General features: G+C 40.7%; 10 protein-coding genes. 5 read left to right on the top strand and 5 right to left on the bottom strand.

Going from position 1 to position 13,179, the window contains the following annotated elements:
• Positions 1-211 precede the first annotated feature (211 nt).
• Positions 212-550, top strand: a complete 339-nt coding sequence (locus JIG41_RS01365) for a DUF805 domain-containing protein (protein WP_065979958.1) — start codon at positions 212-214, stop codon at positions 548-550.
• Between the two features lie 54 nt (positions 551-604).
• Here the strand turns inward: JIG41_RS01365 and JIG41_RS01360 are convergent, their stop codons facing one another.
• A complete protein-coding gene (locus tag JIG41_RS01360; RefSeq protein ID WP_199524153.1) occupies positions 605-1,777 on the bottom strand; it encodes a putative manganese transporter in 1,173 nt (390 codons plus the stop codon).
• A gap of 71 nt (positions 1,778-1,848) precedes the next feature.
• Complete coding sequence (locus tag JIG41_RS01355; RefSeq protein ID WP_182394878.1) at positions 1,849-3,474, bottom strand: M28 family metallopeptidase; 1,626 nt, start codon at positions 3,472-3,474, stop codon at positions 1,849-1,851.
• Between the two features lie 111 nt (positions 3,475-3,585).
• Between JIG41_RS01355 and JIG41_RS01350 the strand changes: the two genes are divergently transcribed.
• From JIG41_RS01350 to JIG41_RS01335, 4 genes are all read left to right on the top strand, one after another.
• Positions 3,586-4,398, top strand: coding sequence for a DUF3025 domain-containing protein (locus JIG41_RS01350; RefSeq protein ID WP_036968279.1), 813 nt, complete (start codon positions 3,586-3,588; stop codon positions 4,396-4,398).
• Complete coding sequence (locus JIG41_RS01345) at positions 4,395-5,183, top strand: ABC transporter ATP-binding protein (RefSeq protein WP_036968282.1); 789 nt, start codon at positions 4,395-4,397, stop codon at positions 5,181-5,183. Before JIG41_RS01350 ends, JIG41_RS01345 begins: the two co-directional genes overlap by 4 nt.
• Positions 5,176-6,384 (top strand): ABC transporter permease, encoded by a 1,209-nt coding sequence (locus tag JIG41_RS01340; protein WP_065979954.1) that lies wholly within the window; start codon positions 5,176-5,178, stop codon positions 6,382-6,384. Before JIG41_RS01345 ends, JIG41_RS01340 begins: the two co-directional genes overlap by 8 nt.
• A gap of 172 nt (positions 6,385-6,556) precedes the next feature.
• The gene (locus JIG41_RS01335) at positions 6,557-9,595 is read left to right on the top strand and encodes an ATP-binding protein (RefSeq protein ID WP_199524152.1); all 3,039 of its coding nucleotides are present in this window, start codon (positions 6,557-6,559) and stop codon (positions 9,593-9,595) included.
• A 5-nt stretch (positions 9,596-9,600) separates the two neighbouring features.
• On the opposite strand, the gene JIG41_RS01330 is transcribed toward JIG41_RS01335, so the two are convergent.
• The 3 genes from JIG41_RS01330 to tsaA all read right to left on the bottom strand — a co-directional run bounded on the left by JIG41_RS01330 (position 9,601) and on the right by tsaA (position 13,121).
• Entirely contained in the window at positions 9,601-10,434 is an 834-nt protein-coding gene (locus tag JIG41_RS01330; RefSeq protein ID WP_199524151.1) for a UDP-2,3-diacylglucosamine diphosphatase, read from the bottom strand.
• Positions 10,435-10,578: 144 nt separating this feature from the next.
• Entirely contained in the window at positions 10,579-12,303 is a 1,725-nt protein-coding gene (locus JIG41_RS01325) for a proline--tRNA ligase (RefSeq protein ID WP_199524150.1), read from the bottom strand.
• 113 nt (positions 12,304-12,416) lie between these two features.
• Positions 12,417-13,121 (bottom strand): tRNA (N6-threonylcarbamoyladenosine(37)-N6)-methyltransferase TrmO, encoded by a 705-nt coding sequence (gene tsaA / locus JIG41_RS01320; RefSeq protein ID WP_036968295.1) that lies wholly within the window; start codon positions 13,119-13,121, stop codon positions 12,417-12,419.
• Positions 13,122-13,179: the final 58 nt, after the last annotated feature.

Here is a 13,179-nt window from a genome sequence, read left to right as displayed (position 1 = left end):
TATTCAGTTAAAGCTGCTTAAAGCAGGTGGGGACAAAATTAGCTAAAGACCATATAGCAAAAGGGCTTCAGTAAGATTTTTATAAATCATCGCTGTAACCCTTTATTTTATTGGTTTTTCCTTAACTGATCTGCATTAAGCTACGGCTGGTTTTTTTATGTATGATGTTTAAGTGAATGTGTATAAATAACGATATTTTACAAGGAATTAAATGGAGCACTTTAAAGAAGCGTTGAATAGATATGCCGACTTTACCGGGCGCATACGTCGTCAGTCATATTGGATGTTTATCCTCTTTTACCTGCTATTTGCGATGCTTTGCGGCTTAATTGATAGCTTACTAGGCGAAGAGATTATTAGCAGTATTTATGCATTAGCGCTTTTTATACCATCATTAAGTGCAACCACCAGACGTCTTCATGATACTGGCCGGTCAGGTTGGTGGCAGCTTTTGTATTTATTACCTGTTGTTGGTGTGCTTATCGTTATTGTGTTCTGTGTTTTAGACTCAGAAAAAGAACACAATCAGTACGGCCCATGTCCTAAATAGCACTCGTCACACAATGCCCTGTTTTCATAGGGCATTGTGCGTTTAATCTCTACACTAAAGACCGTAAAAATATAAACCGTAACCAACAATCAAGGCTGGGATAGACGAATAAACAGTGGCGACCACTGCGGCTCGTGGAGCCAGCGCTATTGCAGGGAACAGGGCATCACCATCATTAGAGATTGCATTTGCAGCCATCGCGCTAAACGGAATAATGCCTTGAATATAAAGAGTCATAACGACAATTTGTGGTCCGCAACCCGGAAGCAGTCCTATGGCAACAGCTATCAAGGGGGCTAAATAGGCATAGTCAGAAAACCAACCAGTCAGGTCAACACCCACCACATTAACAAAAATCTCAAATACCATAAACGAAGCGACAACCCAGGCAGTCACGAAGTGTGTATCCATCAAGACTTTCGTTAACTTTGAAGGTGGGGTGCAGGGCGCTTCTTCGCTGGTAATTTGTTTGTAATTTTGACCTTTTGACGACAACGCCCAGATAAAAACCACAAACAAGGCCATTATCGATCCAAACACACTGATGATATCGATAATAGGTTGGCTAAAAAGTGTTTGCTCAACATTCATAGCAATTAAAAAAGCGATGATCACACTTGGGAGCAGTGAAAACTTCCAAATAGGTCGGCTAAATTGGATTGCTTTTGGCTGACATTGTGGCTCTTCAATATAGTCGCTTGGCTGTGAAGGCTGAAAGCGGTGCCTACTATGAAAAAGGTTAACGATTTGTCCGCTGATGATGCCCACACACACGCCTAATAGCATCATAATAAGGCCATCAAGTGGGCGGGTTGCGAGTAGTAAAAATGCAGCATCACCCATTGTTGCTGTTAATACCGCAACCACAGAACCAAAGCTTGCTTGTCGTTTAGTAAATTGAGTGACAACAATGATTGCTCCGCCACAACCGGGTAATGCGCCCAATATAGAGGCAAAGCTCACCTCTAAAAAACCAGATCTTGCGCGTAAATAGCTTAATTGCAGTTGGGGAAGGCGATCAATTAAATAGTAATAGATTAATAGGGTTGCGGCTACGAAAACAGAAACCTGAAAAAAAGCATCGCTTAATGCTTGTAAGGTAAACCCGCGAGTTGCTGGTACAACAAGGGCAATAAGAATTAAAAGGGGCAAGAATAAGCGCTTATTGTCCGTAATATAACACCTCGCTTTTTGAGAAAAGAATCTCGATTGTGTTAATAAAATCATACAGTGCAACCTAAAAATTAATCAGATTACACTGTATTATTACTTTAAATGAAAATCAATATCATTTGCATCTATTTGCGTTGGAATTCTGAGCTCTCATTCCATTTAGGCCATTCTTCACGCTCAGAGATATCAAAACCAACTTGATAGAATAACTGAAGGTCTTGAACTGCGCCCGAAAGATCCCATTCATCACGGTAACGATCGCAAGGTTGATGATAACAACCACGAAGCACTAAACTCATGCGCTTGCGGTAAGAGGCCGTTTCTTCATCAAAAGCAACACTTCCACCGCCTGCATACATTGCAGGCACGCCCATGTTTGCAAATGCAAAATGATCTGAGCGGTAGTAGCCACCTGATGAAGGTTTAGGATCGCCCGAAACAGTTCTATCTTGTGCCTTAGCTGCCGTTTCTAATAACGTGTCCATTTCTGACTTACCAATACCAACAACACTGATATCTTTTACTTTACCGAGCAAGTTCAAGCTATCCATATTAATGTTGGCAACAGTATTTTTAGCAGGAATAACGGGGTTAGCAGCGTAATACTTAGAGCCAAGTAAGCCTTGCTCTTCAGCGGTAACAGCTAAAAAGGTCATTGAGCGGCTAGGGTGCTTCGGTAAACTTGTAAATGCTTCAGCAACCTCAATTAAACCCGCAGTGCCTGTCGCATTATCGTGTGCACCGTTATAAATCTGATCACCTTTACGGGTTTTATCAGTGCCTAAGTGATCCCAGTGAGCTGAGTATATAACATGCTCGTCTGGTTTTTCGCTACCAGGCAAAGTCGCAATGAAGTTATATGAAATTGACTTTTTAATCGTATTATTTACAGTTACGCTCGCGGTTAAATCGCCCATATCAACATGGTATGCACCTTTTGCTGCGTTGGCTTTCATGGTATCGAAGTCTAAGCCTGCTTTTGTGAAAAGCTCTTTAGCGACATCTGTCGTTACCCAACCTTCAACCGCAACACGGTCCATATTGTTGTTTTCTTTTTGAAAACCAAACTGTTCGCCACTCCATGAGTTTTCAACCACAGACCAAGGATAAGAGGCCGGTGCGGTTTCGTGAATAATAATTGCACCTGCGGCACCTTGGCGGCTCGCTTCTTCATATTTATACGTCCAACGACCATAATAGGTCATCGCATCGCCGGTAAATAGCGCCGGATCTTTTGTAGCAAAACCAGGGTCGTTGACCAGCATAACCACTGTTTTACCTTCAACGTCTAAGCCTTCGTAGTCGTTCCAGTTATATTCAGGGGCGTTAACACCGTAACCAACAAACACGAGTTCAGAATCTTTGATGCTTTGTTGTGCGCTGATACGGCTACTGCCCATGACCATGTCTTTTTTATACTCATAATCTATACCACCGATAGTAAGGACCATGTTAGGGTCGGCTTCAAGGGATACCAGAGGCACTTCTTGTAAGAAGCTATCACCATTACCTGGTTGGTAACCAAGCGCTTTGAATTGTTCTGTTAGGTAAGCAAGGGTTAATTCTTCACCTTTTGATGAAGGTGCACGACCACCAAACTCATCTGAAGCAAGCACTTTAATATGCTCAGCTAATTGTGCTGAATTAATGCTTTGATAGGCTTTTTCTACATCATCAGAAGTAATACTTGTTGAAGCACAGCCTGCAAGAATAGCGCTTGCGAGTACTGTCATTGGAAAATAGCGTTTCATAATAGCTCTTTTTTTGTTTTAAGATGGCAATAGTATATGAGGTTCTATTAATGAGAACCAGTTTTTACGGTAAACTAGCGTAAAGCTTCAAGAAGTTAAATGTAATAGCCCATGAAACGATTTACACCGCCAGAGCAGTGGTCAACACAGTATTTAACCACCGGCGCATTTGCCGACTTAGCCGATTTATTCAAAATTCATGAATTGACTGATTGGCCGAGTTGCCAATGGTTTTCACAATTTTTAAATGCTACAACGTCACAAGGCCAAGCTATTCGCTTTGTTGAAGACGAGCAGTTTGCTGATGAAAGCCGTTACTATGAACAAATTATATTCGAAACGGGCCACGTGCCGACGCGGCAACAGAATTGGCACGATCTCTTTGGTGGGTTTATTTGGTGTTTGTTTCCAAAAACAAAGTCACTGATAAACCATCAACATATTGAAGAAATTAAACTACATGGTCTAAAAGAGCGAAGTAAACACCGAAACGCCTTAACATTGTTTGATGAATGTGGTGTTGTGCTTGCAATTACACACACGCAATGGCAGCAACAATTGCGTGATCATCAATGGGAACATGCATTTGTTGATAAGCGCGAAGAATGGGGGCGCACTATTCGTCCTTATATGTTTGGTCATGCAAATTATGAAATGCTTACTCAACCTTATATAGGTTTGACAGGCAAGGCGCTGTTTATCGTTGTTCCTGATGACATATTTTGTAAAGATTTAAGCAGTCAATATGCATATCTAGATCAACGCCTTTATGAGATGATTAAGTTTGATGATTGTTTGCGCGATAATAAAAACTTATCGCCACTCCCTTTGTTAGGTGTGCCAGGGTGGTGGACCGACAATGAAAATCCAGAATTTTACAGTAATACAGATTACTTTAGACCGAAACGAAGGAAACGAACATGATTGAAGTAGCAGGGCTTAAAAAGAAATTTAAGCTGACGAAAGATCATAAAAAAAACAACACGGATAAAATCGATCCCCGTGAAGATAAGCAATTTTTTCACTCTGTAAGAGATGTCAGTTTTCACTGCGATAAAGGTGAAGTATTGGGTTTGCTTGGTCCAAATGGTGCGGGTAAAACAACGACACTTAGAATGATTTCTACCGCATTGAAACCAGATGAGGGCAGCATTACTATCTCTGGTCACGATATTGTTAAAAAGCCATTGATTGGACGAAAATCAATTGGCTTTTTATCAGGCAGCACTGGGTTGTATGGGCGATTAACCGTCAAAGAAAATGTAGAATACTTTGCACGCCTGCATGGTATGAATAAAAAACTGATTGCATCACGTTGTGACGAATTGTTTACTTTACTCGATATGCACAGTTTTATTGATAAACGCGCCGAAAACCTTTCTACAGGTATGAAACAAAAAGCCAATATAGCGCGTGCAGTGATCCACCAGCCAGACGTCGTCATACTTGACGAGCCAACCACTGGCCTTGATATTATGACCACACAAACCGTTATTAACTTTATTAAAGGCCTGAAAGAGCAGGGCACGCCGGTTATTTTTTCAACGCATCATTTAGATGAAGTCGCCTTGTTATGTGACCGTGTCGCAGTAATTAATCAAGGGCTTAGCTGCTTTGATGGCACGTTAGATGAATTTAAACAAACAGGACAAAGTGACGTGCTGAACCAAGCGTTTATGAATATTTTAACGGAGAGTCGTGATGTTTGAAGTATTTAAAAAGGAATTAAAAGAGCTATTACGCGACCGTAAAACACTCATATTTGTGGTTGCGCTACCTGTTGCTATTTTTCCATTGTTATTTGCAATTATGGCCTTTATTAGCTCGCAGGCTGCGTTAGAGGCTGAGCAAGAAGTGCATACCTACGCCATTATTAATGGTCAATACGCACAAGAGTTTACAGACAAAGTTTTTTATCATAAAAGCTTTTCACAGTATAAAGGCGAAGAAACGTTCAATTCAGTTGAAGATTTAACAAATGCAGTTAAAGCTGGCACGATTGACATGGGGATATACTTACCCTCAGATGCCAAACAAACGTTAGATAATGCCAAACAGAGTGAATGGCAAGTCGTGTATAACGATGCAAAAGCGATTAACTTTTTGTTTGACCGTGTAAAAGAACTTGCCAAAGAGTATGGCGATAAACTGCGTACTACCAAGCTGTTAAGTTTTGGTGTATCAGAGCAGCAACAGGCTGCGATTATCGAGCCTATAAAAGTCGTGAAAGTGGATACGGCTGATAAACGTGAAAATCTGGGTGAAAAAATTGGCGGGTTTATTCCTTATTTATTGATCCCACTGGTTTTAATGGGCGCAACCTACCCAGCGATTGATTTAGGTGCGGGAGAAAAAGAGCGCGGTACGCTGGAAACTCTTTTACTTACGCCAATCACGCGTACGCAGCTGGTTCTTGGTAAATTTATTACATTACTCGCTTCATCTATCGCAACAACGACGATTACGGTACTCAGTATGGGAATTTGGGTGTCTGTTGCTATCGCATTTGTTGATTTAGCCGTTGTTAAAACAGCATTTAGCTCATTAACTGTGTTTGATTTGGGATTGATTTTTATATTACTCGTTCCAATTGCGGCCATTTTTTCATCGCTTGCGCTCGCGATTTCTATTTACGCACGTACCTTTAAAGAAGCACAAAACTACATGGCACCGCTGAGTATTGGGGTTATTTTCCCGATTATGATTGCGCTAATGCCTAACGTAGAGCTCACCAGCAAAACGGCGTTTATTCCGGTAACGAATGTTGCTTTAGCGATTAAAGAGATTATTAAAGGCACTGTTGATTACACCCTCGTTGGGCTCATTTTCTTAGCCACCGTTATTGTAGCGGGGGCGTTATTGGCTTTCTGCGTTAAGTGGTTTAATAAAGAAGACGTGCTATTTAGATAGTCAATAAGTCAGTTATTTATACGATTAAAAGCACCGTTTTGGTGCTTTTTTCGTTTCTAGCGAACGCTGCTGTAGGTAGTCATAATTAATTATAATTTTTTATCTTTCCCCCATCTTTATCATGAAATTCTCCTATACTATTTACAAGGTGGTAAATAAGGCTTTTTGTTCAATGGATTCTGAAAAATTATCGCGTTTAATAGTGCTACACAAGTTACCTATATTTGCATTTATTGTCCTTGTCATAATGGCGTGCTTAGCAACCGTAAAATATGAAATTGATACGCGTGAAGATGTCTACAAACGAACTTATGAGCAAATGCAGCGAGAGCTTTCAGCAAAAAAGTCGACCTTTACTACGACGTTAAGAGAGAATATTTCAGCTTTAAACTTCCTTGATGCAACCCCGCCGATCATGGCGATTATGCGGGCCACAAATGAAAATAATATCGACCCTGTGTTAGGCACGCCCATTTCAGCCTGGAAAGACCGCTTAGCTAAAATATTTAGCGGGTTTATGGCAACCGACAAAGATTTAGCGCAAGCACGCTACATATATGTCGCTGATAACGGCAAAGAGGTTGTACGTGTAGACAACATAAACGGCAAAGTCAGCCGTATTGCTGAGCAAAATTTACAGCACAAAGGTCAGCGTGATTACATGCAAATCACCCGTCAATTAACTAATGGCCATATTTATGTGTCACCTATTAATTACAATCGTGAAAACGGCGCACTTCAAGTGCCTTATGTAAGCACGTACCGAGTCTCTAAGCTGATTAACGATGCCAATGGTGACCCTTTCGCGGTGTTAATCATTAACTATTATGCAGACGATTTAATTCAAGGCTTAATAGAAGGAACCCCGCGAAAATTTAATGTTTTTCTTTTAAATGCAAAACAACAATTTATCTATCATCCAAATGAAGCATACCGTTTTAGTTTTGAAAAAGGCGATGCGCATTTTTGGTACGAAGAATTTAATAGTAATCATGATATGGCTCACGTTGATCTCTTTGACGTGGTGAACTTACCTGACAGGCTTTTTTTGAAAGAGGAGATAGCGTTTCAAAATGGTATTCAAATGGAGCCGTTAACGATAGCAGTGGCAATTGATACTGAAAACTTACTGTATGAAATAAAGCAAAAGCGCTATAGATTTATAGCCATGCTCTGTTTGATCATTGTAGTAGTCGTTATCTTGTTCATTATTTACCAGCGAGATATTAATCGTAAACTCGAGCTAAGCTTTCTTAAGGAGAAGAATAGCAAAATAATCGAAAGCTCATCCGATGCCATTATTATGATAAAAGCAAACGGTGTTATCGATAATGCGAATAAAACAGCGAAAGAGTTTTTTGGAATTGAAGAGCAACACACCCAATTTGATGAATTATTTAACTACAATGACGAAGATTTTCAGGGCATTGCTCAGGCACTTAAAGAAGGAAAACGGTGCTCATTCGAAGCGGTACATATTGCCGATGAAAATACCCACTACTTTTCGATTACCATGGCTCCTATTTTTGATGCGGCTAATCAAGAATTTCAAATAGCGGCAATATTACGCAATATTGATTCGCTGAAATGTGCTCAACATCAGCTTGAAAAGCTCAATGGTTCACTGGAAGAAAAAGTAAAGATGCGCACAGCCGAGCTTGAAGAAGCGACCGAAAAAGCATTAGCGGCAAGTAAAGCTAAAAGTCAGTTTGTTGCCAATATTTCCCATGAAATTCGGACCCCGATGAATGGTGTACTCGGTATGCTAGAAATGCTTGAAGAAGAACTGCTTACCCCACAGCAAAAAAAATATTTACATTACGCGAATAGTAGCGCTAATTCTTTAATGACGCTGATAAACGATATTCTTGATTTTTCGAAAATCGAGGCAGGCAAACTCGATTTAGACTGTCACGAATTTGATGTGGTATCTGTGTGCAGTGATTTAGTGACATCGATGGCAGTGCAAGGACAGAAAAAAGGCATTGAAGTACTTTTTGATTGCAGTGGCATTACACGAAGAACAGTTATGGGTGACAGTCATCGACTAAAACAAATCTTAAATAACCTGTTAAGTAACGCTTTTAAATTTACTCACCAAGGACATGTTAGCCTGACAGTTACACAGCTGTCTGTTGAGAAAAATAAGCTAATGTTGAATTTTTCGGTGTGTGATACTGGGATTGGAATTTCAAAAGAGAATCAAGATAAGCTTTTTGAGGTGTTTACCCAAGAAGACTCGAGTACAACGCGTCATTACGGTGGAAGCGGCCTTGGTTTGTCAATCAGTCGCAAGTTATCGCAACTTATGGGCGGTGATATCATAGTAGAAAGCGAAAAAGGTAAGGGCAGCTGTTTTATCGCAAGTGTTTGTGTCGCACCTTCAGACATATCCATACAACACAGTGTTATTGCAGCATTACCTGAAAAACGGATGGGTATCGCGGTGCAGTACGATAAATTGGCAACCAACCTTGAAAAACAACTTACTGTGCTTTCAGAGCCTGCACCCAAACAGCTACTTAGGTTAAATAACGTGACAGAGGCTGAACTTAAGTTACTTGATTTAGTGATTGTTGAGCACAAACATCCCTTATTCGAGCTAGTGTTGAATTGGGCGAGAAATCATCTGCAAAAACATGCACTCATCTTAGGGGTTATGTCGTCACTTGCCAAAAAATATGACTTACCTGCTAATGTAATGGTGATTGCAAAGCCCATTACGCCTGATGAATTAAGCTATCGATTAGCGCTATTATTGAATAATAGTCAGCAGTTTGTTGAGCATGTTAAAAGCACAGATAAAGAGCAAGTTAGAATTGATTTGAGCGATAAACATATTCTTATTGTTGATGATAATTTAATTAATATTGAAGTGAGTAAAGCCATCCTTCGCGACAGCAATGTGACTATTGAATCAGCCAATGATGGCTTTGAAGCATTAGAACTTTTGAAAAATAGTAAGACAATATTCGATTTAATTTTAATGGACTGTCAAATGCCCAACTTGAATGGTTATGACTGCACAAAGGAAATCAGACAAGGTAAAGCAGGCGATGCTTATCAAGATGTAATCATCATTGCGATGACAGCCAGTGCCATGGCTGGCGACAGAGAAAAGTGTTTAAGTGTTGGCATGAACGATTACATTACAAAACCTATTAAGCAAGCCACATTACGCAATAAACTGTCGATGTGGCTCAAAGGTTAAACAGCTCATGCCGCATCTTGGCTTTTGTCGAAGGCGGGGGTTGGCTTTAATTTGCTGATATCTGCAGAGTGAATGACTTTTTGTGTTTCGCTCCAATGTAGCAACTCAATTTTTCCGCAACTGTTTTCAACAAGCGCTGTGCAGTTTTCTATCCAATCTCCATCATTGCAATACACAATATCATCGACAATTTTCACCGCAGGGTGATGAATATGGCCACATATTATGCCATCAACGCCTTGTTTTTTTGCTTCATGAATTGCTGCATTTTCAAAGGCTTCAATTGCTGCACGCGCTTTGTGTACGCGTGCTTTGATCCACGAAGCAAGCGACCAGTAATTCCCTCCAAACAAACGTCTAATTCGGTTTGTCCAGCGGTTTAAAAAGAGTAAAAAATCGTATCCAGCATCACCCGCTATGCTAATTAGCTTGTTGTAACGGGTTGCTGAATCAAAGTCATCACCGTGCAAAAGTAAAAAACGTTTACTCGCCTTCGTGGTGTGTATATATTTTTTATGAACTTCTATACCAAATAATGACTCGTTGGCGTAATGACGAAAAGTTTCATCATGGTTTCCTGGTATGTAAATAACACGCGTGCCGTCTTTGGCTTTTTTTTGAATAAGCGCAAGTACATCATAGTGACTTGGGTGCCAGAAAAACTGCCGTTTCATTGACCATAAATCAACTATATCGCCAACAAGGTAAAGTACATCACATTCGATAGAATTTAAAAAGTTTAATAGATACTGAGCTTGGCAGTCTTTGTAACCTAAGTGAACGTCGGAAATCCAAACGGCAGGATAGTGAGTTTTATTACTGCTAGTTGTGTTATTCATGGCATTTACTCATGGTGTAATAAGCTAAATGCTAGGGATAGAAGGTGACATTAAAAAGACGGTTTAGCGAAACATCTATGACAAAGTGCTCATGATCAAAAAAACCGCCGAAGCGGTTTTTTTAACTGAGATAGCGTAAAAGGTTTAGCCTTTTACTAATGCCGCAATTTCAGCGATTGCAGTGTCTAAATCAAGCATGAGCTTTTCACCCGTACGACGGTTTTTAAGCTCAACTTTATTCTCATCTAGGTTTCGTTCACCAATGACCAGTGTGTAAGGCACACCGAGTAATTCCATGTCGTTGAACATAACACCTGGACGCTCTTTACGGTCATCAAATAACACATCGATACCTTGCGCTTTTAGACCGTCATATAAGTTGTTTGCAATATCAGGAATACGATGAGATTTATGCATGTTCATAGGAACGATGGCTAAATCAAACGGTGCAATAGGTTGTGGCCATTTAATACCGTATTCATCATTATTTTGTTCAATGGCTGCGGCAACGATACGCGATACACCAATACCATAACAACCCATTGTCATGATCTGGTTTTTACCTGACTCGCTTAATACACCTGCTTTCATTGCTTCAGAGTATTTAGTACCCAGTTGGAAGATATGACCAACCTCAATACCGCGTTTAATTTGTAACGTACCTTGGCCACATGGGCTAGGATCGCCTTCAACAATATTACGAATATCGGCAACTTCATAGTTTTCAACATCGCGGTCCCAATTAATGCCGCTAAAGTGCTCGCCATCTTTGTTTGCACCGGCAACAAAGTCAGCCATTACATTGGCAGTGCGGTCTACAATAATAGGCATGTTTAGACCAACAGGGCCTAGTGAGCCTGGTTTCGCGCCAATCGCCGCAACGATGTCTTCTTCTTTAGCCATTTCAAGAGGTGAATCAACAAGCGGGTGTTTCTCTGCTTTTAGTTCATTTAATTCATGATCACCACGCACAATAAGAGCCACTAAACCACGTTGTTCGTTTTCATCAGGTGCGCCATACACAATCATTGTTTTAACGCCACGATGAGGTTTAACCCCGTAATGCTCTTTTAGCTCAGCAATTGTTTTTGCATCTGGCGTAGGGAATGCCTTAAGCTCTTTTGTCGCTGCTGGACGTGCATCTGTTGGTGCAAGCGCTTCAGCTTTTTCGATATTTGCTGCGTAATCACTTGCATCACTGAATGCAATGGCATCTTCACCAGATTCAGCCAGTACATGAAACTCATGCGATACGCTGCCACCAATAGAGCCGGTATCAGCAATAACTGGACGGTAATCAAGACCCAGACGCTCAAAGATATTGCAGTATGCTGTGTGCATTACTTGGTATGTTTTTTCTAAACACTCGTCACTTAAATGGAAAGAATACGCATCTTTCATGGTGAATTCGCGTGCACGCATCACACCAAAACGAGGACGCACTTCATCACGTACTTTTGTTTGTACTTGATAAAGTGTCAGTGGAAGTTGTTTATATGAGCTTACTTCTTTACGAACGAAATCAGTGATAACTTCTTCGTGCGTCGGACCAAGTGCGAATGGACGATTGTGGCGGTCATTTATACGCAGTAATTCAGGACCAAATTGCTCCCAACGGCCCGATTCTTCCCATAAGTCAGCTGGCTGGATAATCGGCATTAGCATTTCGATTGCGCCGGCTTTATCCATTTCTTCACGTACAATGTTTTCTACTTTTTTCAGTACGCGTAAACCAGAGGGCAACCACGTGTATAAACCCGACGCAACGCGGCGGATCATGCCAGCTCGTAGCATTAATTGATGAGAAACAATCTCAGCATCAGACGGAGTTTCTTTAAGTGTTGCGAGTATATATTGACTGGTACGCATCTCTATTCCAAGTAGTGTTAAAATTATTATCGTTTACTCAAATCATTTGAGTAGTAACAAGGCGCTCAGTTTACCAGCGGAAGCGGTGACACTAAAGCGCTAAGTGTTAAAAACTAGCATTTTTCGATACTGGTTACAGTATTATGGTCGCCAGTAACAAACCAACGAATATTAAAATCATATAATGTCATGCCGTAGCTTTGTGTTGATTCACGTTGCTTTTTGTAAGCAGGGCGTGGGTCTTGCTTTAACACATTGCTGATAAAGGCTTTTAATTCGGGATAATCGGTTTGTTTAGCGATAAAAGCAAGCGATTCTTCGCTAAATTCTACACTCATATCTGTTTCTGGGCGGGTGTCGGCAAAGCCAGCACTGGCCTCATGCATTGCATCTGAATAAGGTAAATAGGGTTTAATGTCTAAAATAGGCGTGCCATCAAGTAAATCAATACCCGATAACAATAAGCTCAACTGGCCATTTTTGTATTCAATGCCTTCAAGTTTTACGGCACTCATACCGATTGCGTTGGGTCTAAACGTGGCACGCGTTGCAAATACACCTTTACGCTCGTTACCCCCTAAGCGAGGAGGGCGTACCATAGCTGAATAGCCTTTGTCTGCTGTTTCATGAAATCTAAATAGCAGCCAAATATGACTAAACTCATCGAGGCCACGCACAAATTCTTCACGATTGAAATCAGCTGTAAAAACGAGTTTTGCTTTTGCTTCGGGTACTAAACGTGGTTGCCGTGGTATGGCAAACTTTTGTTTATAAGGAGAATGGATATGCCCGACAGCCGTTAATTGATATTCGCTCATAATGCGTTGTAATTAGGAAAAACTGCCATCATTTTACATGCAAACACAAAAAAAGGCA

Source organism: Pseudoalteromonas sp. bablab_jr011, from assembly GCF_016464045.1.
GTDB lineage: Bacteria > Pseudomonadota > Gammaproteobacteria > Enterobacterales > Alteromonadaceae > Pseudoalteromonas > Pseudoalteromonas lipolytica.
The sequence above is the reverse complement of the archived record's forward strand: the minus strand, read 5'-3'. Positions and strand labels throughout refer to the sequence as shown.